Origin of the sequence: Pseudomonas lactis, assembly GCF_001439845.1 — a bacterium.
Classification (GTDB): domain Bacteria; phylum Pseudomonadota; class Gammaproteobacteria; order Pseudomonadales; family Pseudomonadaceae; genus Aquipseudomonas; species Aquipseudomonas lactis.
Genome location: NZ_JYLO01000003.1, coordinates 213,836 through 231,127 on the forward strand (window position 1 = coordinate 213,836; position 17,292 = coordinate 231,127).

General features: G+C 60.4%; 13 protein-coding genes. 5 read left to right on the top strand and 8 right to left on the bottom strand.

Going from position 1 to position 17,292, the window contains the following annotated elements:
- Positions 1 to 223 precede the first annotated feature (223 nt).
- On the bottom strand, positions 224 to 1,222 hold the full coding sequence (locus tag TX24_RS06030; protein ID WP_057709900.1) for a FecR family protein: 999 nt from the start codon (positions 1,220 to 1,222) through the stop codon (positions 224 to 226).
- A 148-nt stretch (positions 1,223 to 1,370) separates the two neighbouring features.
- Between TX24_RS06030 and TX24_RS06035 the strand changes: the two genes are divergently transcribed.
- Positions 1,371 to 1,640, top strand: a complete 270-nt coding sequence (locus TX24_RS06035; protein ID WP_003190899.1) for a PepSY domain-containing protein — start codon at positions 1,371 to 1,373, stop codon at positions 1,638 to 1,640.
- Positions 1,641 to 1,659: 19 nt separating this feature from the next.
- Here TX24_RS06035 and TX24_RS06040 read toward each other — a convergent pair whose 3' ends face one another.
- Positions 1,660 to 6,801 (bottom strand): dermonecrotic toxin domain-containing protein, encoded by a 5,142-nt coding sequence (locus TX24_RS06040; protein ID WP_057709901.1) that lies wholly within the window; start codon positions 6,799 to 6,801, stop codon positions 1,660 to 1,662.
- Positions 6,802 to 6,971: 170 nt separating this feature from the next.
- On the opposite strand from TX24_RS06040, the gene TX24_RS06045 reads away from it, so the two are divergent.
- A complete protein-coding gene (locus tag TX24_RS06045) occupies positions 6,972 to 8,009 on the top strand; it encodes an Ldh family oxidoreductase (RefSeq protein WP_057709902.1) in 1,038 nt (345 codons plus the stop codon).
- A 33-nt stretch (positions 8,010 to 8,042) separates the two neighbouring features.
- On the opposite strand, the gene TX24_RS06050 is transcribed toward TX24_RS06045, so the two are convergent.
- Positions 8,043 to 8,363: an ElaB/YgaM/YqjD family protein gene (locus TX24_RS06050; protein ID WP_019817806.1), complete on the bottom strand. Its 321-nt coding sequence runs from the start codon at positions 8,361 to 8,363 to the stop codon at positions 8,043 to 8,045.
- Between the two features lie 164 nt (positions 8,364 to 8,527).
- On the opposite strand from TX24_RS06050, the gene TX24_RS06055 reads away from it, so the two are divergent.
- A complete protein-coding gene (locus tag TX24_RS06055; protein ID WP_003190904.1) occupies positions 8,528 to 8,782 on the top strand; it encodes a hypothetical protein in 255 nt (84 codons plus the stop codon).
- On the opposite strand, the gene TX24_RS06060 is transcribed toward TX24_RS06055, so the two are convergent.
- Positions 8,754 to 9,674: a LysR family transcriptional regulator gene (locus TX24_RS06060; protein WP_057709903.1), complete on the bottom strand. Its 921-nt coding sequence runs from the start codon at positions 9,672 to 9,674 to the stop codon at positions 8,754 to 8,756. The genes TX24_RS06055 and TX24_RS06060 overlap by 29 nt on opposite strands.
- A 91-nt stretch (positions 9,675 to 9,765) precedes the next feature.
- Here TX24_RS06060 and TX24_RS06065 point away from each other — a divergent pair, with 91 nt between their 5' ends.
- Positions 9,766 to 10,692, top strand: a complete 927-nt coding sequence (locus TX24_RS06065) for a carbon-nitrogen hydrolase family protein (protein WP_057709904.1) — start codon at positions 9,766 to 9,768, stop codon at positions 10,690 to 10,692.
- A 56-nt stretch (positions 10,693 to 10,748) separates the two neighbouring features.
- On the opposite strand, the gene TX24_RS06070 is transcribed toward TX24_RS06065, so the two are convergent.
- Both TX24_RS06070 and TX24_RS06075 read right to left on the bottom strand, forming a co-directional pair.
- Positions 10,749 to 11,210, bottom strand: coding sequence for an LEA/WHy family protein (locus TX24_RS06070; protein WP_057709905.1), 462 nt, complete (start codon positions 11,208 to 11,210; stop codon positions 10,749 to 10,751).
- Positions 11,211 to 11,222: 12 nt separating this feature from the next.
- Entirely contained in the window at positions 11,223 to 12,653 is a 1,431-nt protein-coding gene (locus TX24_RS06075; protein ID WP_003190912.1) for a nucleobase:cation symporter-2 family protein, read from the bottom strand.
- A gap of 233 nt (positions 12,654 to 12,886) precedes the next feature.
- On the opposite strand from TX24_RS06075, the gene TX24_RS06080 reads away from it, so the two are divergent.
- A complete protein-coding gene (locus tag TX24_RS06080) occupies positions 12,887 to 14,512 on the top strand; it encodes a methyl-accepting chemotaxis protein (RefSeq protein WP_034135476.1) in 1,626 nt (541 codons plus the stop codon).
- Positions 14,513 to 14,984: 472 nt separating this feature from the next.
- On the opposite strand, the gene TX24_RS06085 is transcribed toward TX24_RS06080, so the two are convergent.
- Together TX24_RS06085 and TX24_RS06090 are read right to left on the bottom strand one after the other, a co-directional pair.
- Positions 14,985 to 15,962 carry a bifunctional glyoxylate/hydroxypyruvate reductase B gene (locus TX24_RS06085; protein ID WP_003190915.1) on the bottom strand — a complete coding sequence of 326 codons (978 nt, stop codon included), beginning with the start codon at positions 15,960 to 15,962 and terminating at the stop codon, positions 14,985 to 14,987.
- Positions 15,959 to 17,251, bottom strand: a complete 1,293-nt coding sequence (locus TX24_RS06090; protein ID WP_003190917.1) for an MFS transporter — start codon at positions 17,249 to 17,251, stop codon at positions 15,959 to 15,961. The genes TX24_RS06085 and TX24_RS06090 overlap by 4 nt, the downstream gene beginning before the upstream one ends.
- Positions 17,252 to 17,292 lie beyond the last annotated feature (41 nt).

Sequence of the window (17,292 nt, forward strand, 5' to 3'; positions counted from 1 at the left end):
AAGGGGTTGGGCTTAAGTCGAGGCAAAGTGATGGCAACTCTGTTTCAGCTTTGAAACAGCCCTGAGCGCTTGAGATATGCCTGTACTCACCTCACGCTGTCTCAGCGATGTAACACTGCCTGTGACAGAACCATGAATCCGCACACGGCGTGCGATGCAGGCGAGGCAGGTGTTTCAAAAATGGACACCCGCGGCCCAAACGTACCCGTTCGTGCGAGCGGGCTCAGCCCTTGGGAGTTTTACGCGGAATGGAATTGAGCACCGGGTTGCCGTCCTGGTTTTGGGTCAGGTAGACCGGCAACACCTTGGGCAGGGAGGGCACGAGGTTGTTGACCTCGTTGATGTTGTAGATACCGCCGATGCGAATCGCGCCAGTACTGGCGTCGGCGAGCATCACCGGCTTTTTCAGGTAGCGGTTGATCAGGGGCAGGGCGTCCGTCAGGGTCAGGTTGTCGAGCACCAGTTTGCCCTGGCGCCATGCCAGCGCAGTGTCATCGGGATTAATAGCGGCGACCTGCGGGGTGGCGTCACCCTGGCGGAAACTGGCTTGCATGCCGGGGCTCAGCGGCACACTGGCATGCTCGCCGTCGCTGGAAATCTGCACTGAGCCCTCCACTAACAGCACCCGCACCTGGTCTTCATATTCCCAGACATTGAACTGCGTGCCGGTCACTCGCACCTGGCCTTCGCCGGCCCGTACGATAAACGGGTGGTTACTGTCGTGGGCGACCTTGAAGAACGCTTCGCCCTTTTTCAAGGTGACCCGGCGTTGGTCCTTGTAATGGCTGTAGACCAACTCGGTGCCCAGGTTCAACTCCACTTGGCTGCCATCGCCCAAGGTGACTTTTTTCAAGCCATTGGCGGCTTCGAAGCGTTCATAGGAACTGGGCAACCAGCCCGCTTCCCAGCCGGTGAAGGCGGCAAGCGGCAATGCCGCCAGGCACACCGCTGCGGCTACCGCGTAGGTACGCAGGCGGCTGCGCGGCTTCTTGAGGGGCACCACCACCGCGTCAGGCTTTTCGCGAGGCAGAAGATCGGCCACGTCCCAGATCTCGAGCATGGCCGCATATTCGAAGGCGTGCAGCGGATGAGCATCGTGCCACTGGGTAAAAGCCTGACGTTCGCCCGCTGTGCAATCTGCAGCATGCAGGCGCATGCACCAATGCGCAGCGGCGTCGGTGATGGCGTCATATTCGGTTTCTGAAAGGGGCTTTTCGCTCATTAACTCATCCTGATTTCCCACATTCTAACCTCCCAAGGTAGACGGCGAGAACCGCATCATGGCGATTGCACATCAATTGGAACTTATTCTTGTTTGCGTGCGCCTAAAAAATCAGGAATTAACCTGTCGTCCACTATGGAGTACGAAAATGTTGAAGAAAACCTTGATCGCCCTGTGTGCTACTTCCGCGCTGTTGAGCGCTGGCGCCGCCATGGCCGACAAGCCGGGTGCAGGCTGGATCACCATTGAAAAAGCCATCGAGGTGGCGAAAACCAAGGCCGGCTACGTTGAAGTCTACGCCGCTGAAGCCGATGACAATGGCTATTGGGAAGTCAAAGGCCGCAAATCCGATGGCACCGTATATGAAGCCCGCATCGATGGCGCTTCTGGCAATGTGCTGCGTGACCAGAAAGACTGATGTTCCTGCCGGGGGCCGCTCAGGCTCCCGGCTCCAGGTAGCGCCCAAGGTGGGTGATCAGGTATGTCACTGAGTCTGCGTTGGCCAGGATGGTATCAATGCGTTTGTCAGGTACCGACATGAAGATGACCCTGGCGTCCTGCAAGGTCTTGGCGCCCGTCGCCTTGAAAATTTTCTTTTCAATTGCCGAGCCTGGCTGGAAATCCTCCCACAGCTCGGTGAGACTGTCTTGAGTCTTGAACAGCATGGTTGCAGGCGTCATCGTCGATAACGCCGTGCTGCGCAGATCTTCCAGGGTGGTTTTAAGCACTGCGGCGCCGGGCCTTTGGATATTGATCAAGTCCGGGAAGGGCCGCATGCTCTCCAGGTAGGCGATGTCTACGGTGTCCAGCTTCAAGTGCGTCAATTCGTGAATCAGCGTACTGGCCCTGGCGTGCGTCGATATGTTGAAGGCCACATTTTCCAGCAAGCGGTTCTGATAAACGTCCAGATTGGGGTCGAAGAAGCGGCTCAGCAGATACAGTTTTCGCTCTCTGTCGGCGGGAATCATGAACGCATAATCCGATGCGGGATCCTGTCGGCTGGTGCCCACCACAAAACGCATGGAATTTGGACCGGTCAAGCTGGGGTCGGTGAGCTCATTGATTATCTCGTCGATTATTTTGGTGACTTTCGAAACCTGGTCCGGCGTCAGGGTGACGACACCGAACATTTCTCCCAAAAAGCGCCCAACCCGGCTGTTCGGATCGCGTTGTGTGGCGAATTGCGCGACGTTGCGGCGGCAGTTCAGCGCGTAATAAGTCGCAAAGTTCAGCGCTTCGGTGATGGCTTGGGCTTTCCAGTAGGTCAACGCACCGATATCGCGGATGCCCACCGCTTCAATATTGATATCCCGTGCTTCGTTTCGCCATGTCTTGAGGTATGACTGAGCCCTGCCGAAGCGCGGCTCTTGGTCGCCCAGCTCCAGTACCCATATGCCCTGCGTATTGCGACCGATGTACGGCCCAACCTGCTCATCGTTGGCGAGGCGCCAGCGTTGTGCGGCTTTCTTGACGCTATACACCTTGCCGGCCAGCGGCACGTAGTATTTCGAGGCTTTGCGGTCTTCATACACCTGGCTGAGCCTGCTTTTTTTCAGGTCTTGCAATGCCACATCCTGTGCCTCGAACGGCTGCAGCCGGGTGCGCGAAGGGCTGGTGATATGCCAGGTGTCGAGGGTGGTGGCGGCGGGCAGTGACGTGTCTGTCAGCTCGGCCAGCGAGCGCTCCTTTTCGGTGGGCGGTGCAAGGGCGGTGCCGTCCAGCGCACTGCGCAGGGCGGCCATCTGCGCCACGCCCCTGACGAAATCCTTGAGCGCAGCCTTCCACTGGTGCAGTTGCAAGGCGTCGGCCGAGCGCTTGAATAAGGTGTAGCTGCGCCATACCACCAGCGGGTAGGCGAGTTTGCCCGCCATGAACTGTACCGCCGTGGGGATTTCCTTGCCGAACAAGCGGGTCGCATGGTCCCACAAGGTCTTGGCGCCTTCTTCGAATTGGCTTCCCAGCAACTTGAGCAACATCAATGTATTTTCACTGAACAGGTAATGCAGCACATTGCCCGCCACTGGCGATGCGGCCAGGCTGATATCGGAGGGGCGATGGCGACTGTCTTTGAGCAAGTGGCGGTAAGTGGCCTGGTGCGGATCTTCCAGGTGCATAAGCACCCAGTCCTGCAGTGCGCCCGGCCTTTGTATCTCATCGAGCAGGGCCGTTTCATCCGTATATTCCTTGAACACATGTTGTTCGCTGTACGGCGCGTAAAGCACCCATGGTCCATCGCCGGGACTCTGCGGGCCGATCAGGTACACGCCCAGCACTTTGGCGGTACTGGCGCCTTCGGTGGCGATCAGTTCCAGCGGTCGAATCATCGCCTTGGCGCCACTGAGTGAGGCGCGGGCCACGGCGTCCGGCATATCGAAAATCTGTTGCACCAGGCTTAACGCCTGGGTGGAAAGGCGTTCCTGCAAGCTGTGTTCGTGGGCGCACTGCAACGCTTGCCAAGGCAATTGGCGGCAAAACAGGCGTCTGCGTTGGCGCGCATCGTCGGTTTTTGTTTCAAGCTGGCTTCGCACCCGTTGTTGATAAGCACTTTTGAGGTCCAGCTGTCGCACCATTTGTATCACCGCACTGGCGTCCAGGGCTTTTGGTAATGGCTTGGCGGTGCGTGAGCGCGGGCGGATGTGTTGCGCCGTCAGGTTTGGCCAGTGCCGCAAGGCAAAGTCGGTCAGGTTGTCGACATTCACATCGAGCACCGCATGGGTGGGGATCAGGATGTCATCGGGGTTGAGCCCCTTGCCGGGAAAGCGCGCCTCAAGCAGCGCCGTCAGCGTGGTTAAGGCATACGCGCGGATGGGTTGGATGTCATGCAGGTAGTCGTGCTCCTCGCCGGCGTTGTTGCAGTACTGCTCCAGAAGCTCGGCCTGGTGGATTTGCTCCTGAGGCGGCGCCATGCCGAGCCACACCGGCAGTGCCTGCTGGTTGACCATGGCATCGGCCAGCGTGATCGCCCTGCCAAGGTTGGTGGGCGGCGGCTGTTCGATGACGGCGTCCAACCGGTCTTGCAAGGCGCGGGCCCCAAGGCCCATGGATAGCAAGTGATCAACGCCCGCCATGACCGCGTCGTTGTAGCTGTTTACTCGGTCATTCAAAAGGTCCTGATCGATACGTTGCAGCGGCCCCTGGCGAAAGGCCTGATGGGGCTCGCGCAAGCAGAACGGCAGGTTCTCCAGCAGGCTCAAGCTGTTGAGCGGGTGCGCCAGGCGTTGGGTGATTTCATCGCGCAGGTCGCTGACGCAGGCAAAGACTTCGTAGCCCAGGCGCGGGGTCCAGAGCAGCGCCTGGCCCGAGCGCTGCGGGTCGAGACCGCCGCGCTCAGTGATGACAAAAATATTGGCCAGCGGTTGTGGCGTATCGACGGCGTTCAGGTCCAGCGTCAAGCCATAGGCATCCGGCAAAAAACCGTTAAGGCCATGGCGGGTCAAGCGCGACAGACTGTCGGGCTGAAGTAGCGTGTCGAGAATGGCCTGGCTTGTGGGCGCCAGGGTTTTATCCAGCGACCTCAGCTCGGCTTCGCTGCGTAACCCCACCAGCATCGAGTGGGCGTGTTTGGCGTGAGTCTTGACCAGAAACTCATGGGGTTGCTGGCGCATGGCGTGCTTGGAAAACAGCAGCAGGACGCGCTCGATGACGGTGTTGAACGTCTTGAGCGTCATGCTTGGCAATTGCACGAAGACATTGCCTTCGCCCCGCGTATAGAACTTCGTCCTGGACGAGAAGGGCACCGCAGGCGCCTCTTGGGCCAGACGTTCAATGAAGTGCTCAAGCATGCTCAATGACTGCACTGTCGCACGCTCTTCACGCTCCTGGGCACGCGTGGCGTAGGTATTGATAAACACCTCTTCGGCTTTGACTGACTGTTGCTGCAGTTGCAGTTCAGCGTTGAGCGTGTCAGCGACGATGCTACGTAAGGTCGGGTGGTGCGCGCGCTCCATCGCCAGCGCACGCTCAATCGCCCGCAGGTTCTGAAGCTGCAGCCGGGCGCGCTCGGCCTTGACGGTCGTAGGGCGGCCATTACCACGGGTGACCGGATGCAAGCTCCAGCGCCCGTTGGTCTCTAGTGTGGCCAGTTGATTGTCCAGCAAGGCACGTACGTCCAGGGCACTGTCCAGCAGGGCTGTGAGGTCCACTTGGCCATCGCTGCGCCGGTAGATTTCCAGGGCGTGGTTAAGGTTGTCCGTTTGCTTGCGCGCAATGTCTTGTACCAAGGTCACGAACACATTGCCGGGTATCGGCCTTGCCGCGATGGTGATCGGGTCCAGGCCGAGCAGCGTGTCGCGCTCATCCAATGAGAGGAAGTTGAGCCATTCGTCCTCGTAGCCTTCGGCCTTGAGCATGCTCAGTAACCGGTCTTTGAGGTCGTCGAGGTTTTCCAGCACCTGTAACCCGCGCGATTGGGTGTAGAGGTACGCGTGGTGCTCGGTGATCATCAAGGTGCTCGCTGGTTCAACGTAATGTTGATGAGGGGCATAAAGGCGCACCTTTTCCACGCTGAGGTTTTCGGCATGGGCGCTGCGGGCGCTTTGGTCGCTGAGGAACAGGGCCTGAAGTGCGTGGCTTTCCTCGGCGGTAATAATCTCGCCCTGGCGCTTGAGCAACACATCGAGGCGAAACTTCTGCGCCACGCCTTGAGCAAAAAAATCCACGCGCGAGGTGCCGCTGTCGATATCTTCATTCCAGTAGGTCTGCAACAGGCTTTCCAACAGCTTCGAGAAAGTACTGGAGCTTTGTTCGATCAAGGCCTCCCAACGCCGGTGATCTTCTTCCTGTTCGGAGGCAGTGAAGCCAGTGGTGTCATGTTTTGGGTTCGAGTATTCGCGTATCTGCCCTTTGGGCCACCTGTGACGCACATAAAATTGCAGCAGCGCTTCGCTCAAGGTCTGCGAGTTGACCCAACGTGGCGTTGCTTGCTCAGCTTCGCGGGTTAAGACATTGACCCGTGTGTCCCGTTGATCCAGGTGTTTGAAATGGGGGCGGGCCATGACGCTCAGCAGCGTGTCGAGCATGTCAGGCAAGGTCGGGGTTTTTTGCAGGTGGACGAGCATGGCCTTGACGTTATCCAGCTGGCAGGCCTGGAGCATGCGTGCTTGCTCCGGCATGACTTCACCTTCGATGAGCTGAGTGGTCAACACCATGGGCGTTTCAGCGCCCAGCGCATTGCGTTGGTCCATCGACAGGTAGCTCAGCAAAGGGGCGCTCTGCAGTGGGTCTTCCAATTGCTCGATCAATTCGCTCAGCAGGGCAGCGTGGCTGTCATAGACCTGTATGCCGTTATCCGGGGTGTAGAGCAATGCCTTGGCGGCGTCGGGTGTCGGGCTGATCGCGAACGCGCCGGCAAGGGGAATGGGGGGCTTGCCGGAAATGTTGATCAGGACCTTTTCAACACGCATGGGGTGATCATGCCGGCTTGTGTCCTGCCGAGACTCGTCGGTAGCCAGGTAAAGGTTGTACAGCCAATCAAGGTCTTTGGCGGTGAGCCCCAGCGTACGTTCACGAGCAGTGGGCGAGGCTTTGCCTTGGGGTTTGAGAAACTCAGGGAAGAAATACGGGGGCGTTAAGCGAACCACAGCCTGTCTCCGGCGTGCCAGGAAAAGCACAGGGTAGGCAGGCGTCCGTGGTGCAAGGCGGTAAATATTCAGCGCTGCGCACGTTGACAACGCAGAGCGTGCGTGGTGTTTAATCGAGGGTCTGGATGTCCCATTCGTTGCCCCTTCCAATCATAAAAACGGAGCTTCAAATGTCTGCGCAGTCCCCGACAGTTGCCACCGCTTGTGCCTCGATCCGCTTCGCTGAACTGGAGGAGTTACTTCATCAGGTGTTCGTTCGGCACGGCACATCGGCGCAGGTTGCTGCGATTCTTGCGCACAACTGCGCAAGTGCCGAGCGTGACGGTGCCCACAGTCACGGTATTTTTCGCATCCCCGGTTACCTTTCGACGCTGGCCAGTGGATGGGTCAACGGCACCGCCGTCCCCAGCGTGACCGATGTGGCCTCAGGCTTTGTGCGCGTCGATGCGGGCAATGGTTTTGCCCAGCCGGCCCTGGCGGCGGCGCGCCCGTTGCTGGTGGAGAAGGCACGCAGCGCCGGCATCGCGTTGCTGGCAATCCATAACTCCCATCACTTTGCTGCCCTGTGGCCGGACGTCGAGCCGTTTGCCGAGGAGGGGCTGGTGGCACTCAGCGTGGTCAACAGCATGACCTGCGTGGTGCCCCACGGCGCGGATCGTCCGTTGTTCGGCACCAACCCCATCGCGTTTGCGGCGCCCCGGGCCGACGGTGCGCCGATTGTGTTTGACCTGGCCACCAGCGCCATCGCCCATGGCGACGTGCAAATCGCCGCGCGCAAAGGCGAGCGGTTGTCACCGGGCATGGGCGTCGATAGCCTCGGGCAGCCGACCCAGGACCCTAAAGCCATTCTGGAAGGCGGCGCACTGTTGCCATTTGGCGGGCACAAGGGTTCGGCACTGTCGATGATGGTGGAGTTGCTGGCGGCAGCGTTGACGGGCGGCAACTTCTCTTTTGAATTCGATTGGACGGACCACCCAGGCGCGCGCACGCCGTGGACAGGCCAGCTTCTGATCGTGATCGACCCGAGTAAAACCGCTGGGCAAAGCTTCGCCAAACGCAGCCAGGAGCTGGTGCGGCAGATGCATGCGGCGGGGTTGCGTCGATTGCCGGGGGACCGACGCCATCGTACGCGGGCGAAGTCGCAGGAAACCGGGATCGAACTGGACGCGCAGGCGTTGCGCGAGTTGAGGGCGTTGGCGGCGGGGTGAAACAGGCTGCGCGGGGGGCGCAGCCTGAATGGATCAGTTACGGCGACCCAGCAACAGGCCGACCACCAGGCCAAAGCCTGCGGAAATGGCCACGGTCTGCCATGGGTGCCCACCGATGTAAGTCTCGGTGGCATCCACGACCGGCTTGCTGCGTTCACGCACATTGGACACCGATTCCAGGGCTTGCTTGAGTTTGATGGCAACCTGCTCGCGCAGGGTTTCACCTTCCTCGCCCACCAGGGATGCGCTGCTTTTGAGCAGTTTGTCCGACTCTTCGATCAACGCGCTCAGTTCGCTGAACGCTTGGTCCTTGATTTGATCTTCGACAGCTTGGGCGGCGGTTTTGCGGGCCATTGAGTGACTCCTTGCAGGTGGATGTGGCAGTGAACAATGGAGTATCGGGGGGAGGCAAAAGTTGCAGTTTTTTTCCCCATGCGCTCATCCGAGGCAAAATCCGGATCGGGAACGTTGGGCCTACAGTGTAAGATGTCACCTATTTGTGCAGCAGGTAATTCAACATGAGCTTCAATCTCGCCAACAAGACCCTCGCCGAACGCGCCGAGCTGGAAGATGAAAAGTCGCGCCTCTACGACCTGTGGCAAACCAACCTGGGCAAGGCCAAGGGCGAAGCCGCACGCTTGTTCGGTGAGCGCGCCAAGCGCAAGGGCAAGTGGGCCGAATGGGTACGTGCCGAACTCGACGGCATGTCGCCGCCGGAGTTTTCCAACATGGTGCGCAGTGAAGTCAACAAGCTGATGGCGGCGGCGAAGTAAAGCACGCCACAATCGCTTCGCGCACCTTGAGCAGCAACGGGTCCAGCTGAGCTTGGGTACGCCAGCCCAACTCCACCGGGTAATGCGGCAGCGCCAGCGGGCAGGGCAGCACGCGCAGGCCGGCCATTTGCGCAATGGCGTGGGCCGCATGCCCGGGAATGGTTGCTACTGCGGTGCTGCCTTTGAGCAGATACGGCAGCGCGGCAAAGTGGCTGGTGGACGCGCAGACGTGGCGGCGCAACCCGTGCGCCGCCAAGCCTTCATCGGTAATGCCGATAAACCCGCCTGACGACACCAGTACATGCTCGCGTGTGACAAACCCCTGCAGGTCGATGACCTCCTGGCCCGGCGCCAGGCTATGGGGGTCTACCAGGCAACGATAGTCACCTTCCCCCAGCACCTGTCGGCTCAGCCGGCGCTCGGTAAAACCGCCGGCGGTGATGGCCAGGTCCAGCGTGCGGTCGAGCAGGGCGGCGGCGACGATCTGGCTGTAGGTCTGGCGAAAGATCACCCGTAACTTGGGCAGGCGCAGTGCGATGGCCTCCATCAGGCTTCGGCCATAGGCAATCTCGAAGTCATCCGACAGCCCCAGCACCACCGAGCGCCCCTCGTAGTGCAGGTTTTGAGGGCTGATCATCGCCAGGCTCTGGCGGCAGCGATCCAATGCCTCACTGATCACCGGTTTCAACTGGTTGGCCCGCAATGTGGGCGCCAGGCCGCGTCCGGTGCGCACGAACAAAGGGTCGCCGTACAGCTCACGCAAGCGCCGCAAGCCCGCGCTGATCGCCGACTGCGTCACACCCAGGCGCAGCGCCGCACGGCTGGCACTGGACTCGTCGTGCAGGGCTTCGAAGGTTTTGAGCAGGTTCAGGTCAACCTGGGCGATATTCATTTGGCTCATATCATTTAGCACTGAGGTGGGCTTTATTCATGATCGAGTCTGGCCGGAGAATGGGCAACCCCTATCTATCGGAGTGAGCCTGATGCCTGTATCGACTGTCGCAGCCCTGCAAATCGGCGCCTTGCCTGGCGGCAAGGCTGACACCCTGGCGCAGATCCTGGCCTATGAGGAGCAAATCCAGCGCAGTGGCGCACACTTGGTGGTCATGCCCGAGGCGTTGCTGGGTGGCTATCCCAAGGGCGAAAGCTTTGGCACGCAATTGGGGTATCGCCTGCCCGAAGGCCGGGAAGCCTTTGCGCGGTATTTTGCCAATGCCATCGACGTACCGGGGCCGGAGACCGAGGCGCTGGCCGGGTTGTCGGCGCGTACCGGTGCCAGCCTAGTGCTGGGCGTCATCGAACGCAGTGGCAGTACGCTGTATTGCACAGTGTTGTATTTCGAACCCTCGGGCGGCCTGGTGGCCAAGCATCGCAAGCTGATGCCGACCGGCACCGAGCGGCTGATCTGGGGCAAGGGCGACGGCTCGACCCTGCCGGTGATCGATACCGCGGTGGGGCGTATCGGCGGCGCGGTGTGCTGGGAAAACATGATGCCGTTGCTGCGCACCGCGATGTACGCCAAGGGCGTCCAGGTGTGGTGTGCACCCACCGTGGACGAGCGCGACATGTGGCAGGTGAGCATGCGCCATATTGCCCATGAAGGGCGTTGCTTTGTGGTCAGCGCCTGCCAGGTGCAGGCATCGCCTGAAGCCTTGGGTGTGGAGGTTGCCAACTGGCCGGTGGACCGTCCGTTGATTGCCGGCGGCAGCGTGATCGTTGGACCCATGGGCGATATTCTGGCGGGGCCGTTGGTGGGCGAAGCGGGTTTGTTGACGGCGCAGATCGATACTGATCAGTTGGTGCGGGCCCGCTACGACTACGACGTAGTGGGGCATTACGCCAGGCCGGATATTTTTGAATTGGTGATCGACGAGCGCGCCAAGCCAGGCGTTCGCTATATCACTGACTGAACGCAATCAACCTGTGGGAGCAGGCAAGTCAGCTCCCACATGTGGTTTTCAGCCACTTACCAGGTGGCAGTGTTCGGTAAGTCCAGGGTGCCACGCTCCACAAAACGCATGGTGCCAAACAGGCCACCCGCCAATTTGCCGCGCAGCACGTAGGGCAGGTTGTTCAGGCTTTGGGTCTGGCTAAGGCCCAGGGTCTGGCGCAACACCGAAAACGCCGAAACGCTGACCGGCACCATCAGCACGGTCTCGGAGAAGCGTGGGATGCTGCCAGCCTGATCGCTGACGCCTGCGGCCAGTGGCCGGCCATTGACCTCCAGGTCCAGGGCCACGCCGTTGTAGTCGATTGCCGCTTCATTGGGATTTTGCACCCGCAGTTTCACGGCAAAGCGTACTTCCAGGTCCTGGCTTTGGAGCGGCTCGATGCCTACTACATTGATGTTCACCGGGTCGCGGTTGGGGAACAGTGCGCAGGCGCTCAAGGTCAGCAGCAACAGCGATAGAACCATGAGCTTGCGCATAAAGAAATGCTCCTACTTTGGGGTGACGTCCGGGTCCTGCATGACCTTGAGGGTAGAGGACTCCGGCTCGAATTCATCTTCTTCCAGCTCTATGAACTCTTCGGGCAGGAAAATGTTCAGCAGGATTGCACAGAATGCGCCCACGGTGATCGGCGATTCGAAGATGTTGTGCAGCGCCTTGGGCAGCTCGCGCAGCACTTCCGGCACGGCGGCGACGCCCAGGCCCATGCCTAGGGAAATCGCCACGATCAGCACATTGCGCCGATGCAGGCCTGCTTCGGCGAGGATTTTGATCCCAGCCACGGCCACGGTGCCGAACATGATCAGGGTCGCGCCGCCCAGTACCGGCTTGGGCATCAGTTGCAACACCGCGCCGATCATCGGGAACAGCCCCAGCAGCACCAGCAGGCCGGCGATGAAGTAGGCCACGTAGCGGCTGGCCACGCCGGTCAATTGAATCACGCCGTTGTTCTGGGCGAAGGTCACCATCGGCAGGCTGTTGAAGGTGGCCGCCATCGCAGAGTTGAGACCGTCGGCCAGCAGGCCAGACTTGATACGCTTGATATACAGTGGGCCCTTGACCGGTTGCTGGGAAATCATCGAGTTGGCGGTCAGGTCACCGGCCGCTTCCAGGGGCGAAATCAGGAAGATTACCGCCACCGGGATAAACGCCACCCAGTCGAACGAGAAACCGTACTTGAACGGCACGGGCACGCTGATCAGCGGCACCTGGGGCAGAGCGGCCATGTCGACGCGGCCCAGCAACCACGCGACTACAAAGCCCAGGGTCAAACCGATCACGATCGAACCCAGGCGCAGGAACGGGTTGTTGAAGCGGTTGAGCACCACGATGGTCAGCAGCACCAACGCCGCCAGGCCCATGTTGCCCGCCGCGCCGAGGTCGCTGGCGCCATAGCCGCCGGCCATGTCGGTGACCGCCACCTTGATCAGCGACAAGCCCATCAAGGTGATGATGGTGCCGGTCACCACCGGGGTGATCAGTTTGCGCAGCTTGCCGATGAACTGGCTGAGCACCACTTCGATAAACGCTGCGAAAAAGCAGATGCCAAAGATTGTCGAGAGAATCTCATCGGTGCCGCCGCCCCGGGCCTTGACCATGAAGCCTGCGCTCAAAATCACGCTGATAAAGGAAAAGCTGGTGCCTTGCAGGCACAACAGCCCCGAGCCCACCGGCCCGAAGGTGCGTGCCTGTACAAAGGTGCCAAGCCCCGACACGAACAGCGCCATGCTCACCAGGTACGGCACTTCGCTTTCCAGCCCCAGTACGCCGCCCACGATCAGCGTGGGCGTGATGATGCCGACAAAACTCGCCAACACATGCTGCAACGCGGCAAAAATCGCGGCGGTGAAGTGCGGGCGGTCTTCGAGGCCGTACATAAGGTCGGATTTATAGCGCGGGCGGGGGGCTTGAGCGTCAGACAAAATGATGGCTCGGGTCAGAAAATGGAGGCGCAGGATGCCAGAAAGTGCCAGGCGCCTGAAGTGTAAAAAAATATTTATAAAGACCCTGCGCTAAAGCCATGGCCCAGCCGATATCAAGCATAGGCCCACACTACAACGACAACAGTGGTGACCAAGGTCTGGGCAGCGCGTTGACGCTGACGGATCGTTTCGCGGCAAGGACGCTCGCAAACACTACTTCTGAGAGCAGCCCTATGTCCCTCCGTCACCTGAATATTGCCCCTCGCGCGTTTATCGGTTTTGCCTTCATTGCGGTTCTGGTGGTGCTGCTGGGCGTGTTTGCGGTCAACCGTATGACGCAAATGCGCCAAGCCTCCCAGGACATGAGCGCCAACCAACTGCCCAGCATGACTCACCTGGGCACCATCACCGAAAACGTGCTGCGCATGCGCATCCTGTCGTTTCGCGTGCTGGTCAACCGCGAGCCTGCCGCCTTGCAGGAAGCCGAAACCCGTATTGGCGTATTGGCTGACAAGGTCAAGACCGCGCAGGCCAAATACGCCACGCTGCCTGCCGGCCCGGAGGAGGCAGCGCTATACAAGACCTTTGGCGTGACCCTGGATAATTACCTCAAGGCCCAGGCTGAGATGGTGGCATTGTCCAAACAAGGCAAGGTCGATGAGATGCGCGCACTGATCAACAGCCGCATCAAGGAAGGCACCGATCAGATGGGCGAGCAATTGAACAAGCTGATCGCCATCAATGCGGCCGACGCCAAGCAAGCCGACGTAGATGCCGGGCAAAGCTACGAGGGCGCGATCACCGGTGTGGTGGCGGTCTCTATAGTGGCGGCGTTGCTCACCGTGCTGCTGGCCTGGTTGCTGACCCGCAGCATCGTGACCCCGCTGCGCAAGGCCGTGGAAGTGGCTGAAACCATTGCCGCCGGCAACCTCAGCAAAACCATCGAGGACGATGGCAAGGACGAACCGGCGCGGTTGCTCAGTGCGCTGTCGACCATGCAAGCCAGCCTGCGCCAGACCATCCAGCACATCGCCGGCTCGGCCACGCAACTGGCTTCGGCGGCGGAAGAGTTGAGCGCGGTCACCGAGGAAGCGTCCCGTGGCCTGCAACAGCAGAACAATGAAATCGACCAGGCCGCCACGGCTGTCAATGAGATGACGGCGGCAGTGGAGGAGGTGGCGCGTAACGCGGTTTCCACCTCCGAGGCGTCCGGGCAGTCCAACCAGGCGGCGCGGGAAGGCCGTGATCGGGTGATGGAAACCGTCGGCGCGATCCAGACCATGACCCAGGACGTACAGAATACCTCCGCGATGATTGAAGGCTTGGCCGCTCAGGGCCGGGATATCGGCAAGGTGCTGGATGTGATCCGCGCGATTGCCGAGCAAACCAACCTGCTGGCGCTCAACGCGGCGATTGAAGCCGCCCGTGCCGGCGAGGCCGGACGCGGCTTTGCGGTGGTCGCCGATGAAGTGCGCGCCCTGGCCCATCGCACCGCGCAGTCGACCCAGGAAATCGAGAAAATGGTCGCCGGCATCCAGAACGGCACCGGTGAGGCGGTGCAGTCCATGCAACAAAGCAACCAGCGCAGCCAGACCACCCTGGAAATGGCACGCGCAGCCGGCGCCTCACTGGAACAGATCACGGCATCCATCAGCCTGATCAACGAACGCAACCTGGTGATTGCCAGCGCGTCGGAAGAACAGGCCCAGGTCTCCCGCGAGGTGGACCGCAACCTGGTCAACATCCGTGACCTGGCCACCCAGTCGGCGGCGGGCGCCAACCAGACCAGCGCGGCCAGCCATGAACTGTCGAGGCTGGCGGTGGACTTGAATGGGATGGTGGCCAGGTTCGTGGTCTAACAGCTGCCACAAAACCCTGTGGGAGCTGGCTTGCCTGCGATAGCAAACGAACAGTCAGCACATCATGGGTTGGCTTATCGTTATCGCACCATAGGTATCTGTAGCGCTCAATGGTAACCACGATGCGAAGCGAGCCGCTCTTGATCTTGCTTTTGATCTGCTTTTGATCTTAGGCGGCCCCCCAAATCACTGGCGGATTACGGGCACACCGAGCCTAAGCGAGGTGCCGAGTGGTGGGGCAAGAGCGTTTTGCTTACTTTGCCGCTTTTGCAAAGTGAGCCGCCGTCAGGGCGGAACCCTAAGTAGCCGTTACCGCAGGAATGGATATGTACACAATCCAACTGTGTTGACCGCCAGGCCGCCTTCGCGAGCAAGCCCGCACAGTTGGATCGTGGTTTGTCTGGTAGATAGGCGTTGGCTTTCACGCCGTCATCGCAGGCAAGCCAGCTCCCACATTTGCTCTTGTGTTGTGTCAGCGCCCCCATGCCCCTGGATTCACCAGGTTTACCGGCTTTTCGCCAGCCAGTGCCGCCAGCAGATTATCCACCGCACACTTAGCCATCGCCTCCCGCGTCTCATGAGTGGCCGAGCCGATATGCGGCGTAGCCACCACATTATTCAACCGCAACAACGGCGACGCATGATCCAGCGGCTCCTTCTCAAATACATCCAACCCCGCCGCGCGGATAGTGCGTTGCTGCAACGCTTGCACCAGCGCCGCCTCATCCACCACCTTGCCTCGCGAGATATTGATAAAAATCGTCTCTGGCCCCATCAGCGCGAATTCCTCGGCGCCAATCAACTTCTCGGTTTCAGCCGTCAACGGTAATGTCAGGCAGACAAAATCCGCCTCTTTAAGCAAGCCCTGCAAGCTGCGGTACTGCGCGCCAAAGCGTGCCTCAACCGCCGGCTTGGGCGAGTGGCTGTGGTAGATCACCGGCATGCCGAAGCCAAAATGCCCCCGCTGGGCCAGGGCTTCGCCGATGCGGCCCATGCCGATGATGCCCAGGGTCTTGCCATGTACATCGCTGCCAAAATGCGCCGGGCCGATGTTTTTGTTCCACTGGCCGGCACGCACCATGTCAGCCAGTTCCACCACGCGCCGCGCGGTGGCCAGGATCAGCGCAAAACCAGTGTCGGCAGTGGTTTCGGTAAGCACATCCGGAGTGTTGCTCAGCAGGATGCCGCGCTCGGTCAGGTAGTCGATATCGTAGTTGTCGACGCCCACCGAGACGCTGGCCACGGCTTCCAGCTGGGGCGCCAGGTCGAGTAGCCGGGCGTCCAGGCGCAGGCTTGCCCCCAGCAGGCCGTGGGCGGTAGGCAGGGCATCGCGCAGCTTGGCCAGGCCGGTTTCATCCAGTGCGTCAATCAGCGTGACCTCGACCTGCTCATGCAGACGAGCCATGAGCGGGGCGGAGAGTTTTTTGTACAGCACGACAGACTTTTTCATGAGGTTTTTACCTTCAATTCCAGGGTTGGCGCCGGCGAGCGGTCACTGGCGCCGGGCTTGAGGAAAATCGTCAGCACCACGGAAAGCAGCAGCGCGCCGCTCATCAGCAGATAAGAAGCGCCGGGCGAGCCGGTGCTGCTGTTGAGGTAACCCACCAGGTACGAGCCGCCGAACGAGCCCAGGGCGCCCATGCTGTTAATCAGTGCCATGGCGCCACCGGCGACGTTGGCCGGCAGTATCTCCGGGACGATGGCGAAAAACGGGCCGTAAGGTGCATACATGCACGCCCCAGCGATCACCAGCAGGGTGTAGGACCACCAGAAATGTTCGGCGCCCAGCACGTAGGACGCGTAGAAGGCAATCGACGCAATCAACAGCGGCGGCCAGACAAAACGCTTACGTTTTTGCAGCTTGTCCGAACCCCAGGACACCACGAGCATGCCAATCACCGCTGCCAGGTACGGCAGCGCCGAGAGCCAGCCGGCTTCGACCATGTCCATCTGCAAACCGGCCTTGAGGATCGATGGCAACCACAGCACGAAGCCGTACACACCAATGCTCCAGCAGAAAAATTGCAAGGCGAGAATGATCACCTTGGGCGAACGGAACGCCTCGGCGTAGTTCTTCACGGCCTTGATCCCCACCTGCTCGGCGGCGAGGGCGGTTTCCAGGCTGTGCTTTTCGGCGTCGCTCAGCCACGTGGCATCCTTAGGACGCTCATCGGCCAGCTTCCACCAGATAAACGCCCACAACACTGCCGGCAGGCCCTCGATGATAAACATCCAGCGCCAGCTGAAATGCTGCACCAGGTAGCCCGACACCACCGACATCCACAGCATGGTCACCGGGTTGCCGAGGATCAGGAAAGTGTTGGCCCGCGAGCGTTCGGCCCGGGTGAACCAGTGGCACAGGTACACCAGCATGGCCGGCATCACGGCGGCCTCGACCACCCCGAGCATGAAGCGGATGACGATCAGCATGTAGGCGTTGGACACCACGCCGGTCAGCGTGGCCAAGCCGCCCCAGAGGATCAGGCTGACGAAGATCAGTTTCTTGACGCTGCGCTTTTGCGCGTAGATCGCCCCCGGCACCTGGAAGAAAAAGTAGCCAAGGAAGAACAGCGCGCCGAGCAGCGAAGACATGCCCGGCGTGATCATCAGGTCTTCGGCCATGCCGGACGCGGCGGCGAAGCCGTAGTTGGCGCGGTCCAGGTAGGCCAGGCTGTAAGTGATAAACACGATAGGCATGATGTACCACCAGCGACGGGTGGCGAGTTTCACGGTTTCCATGGGGTTGCTCCTGAGCTTGTTGTAGTTGTGGCAACAGGTAA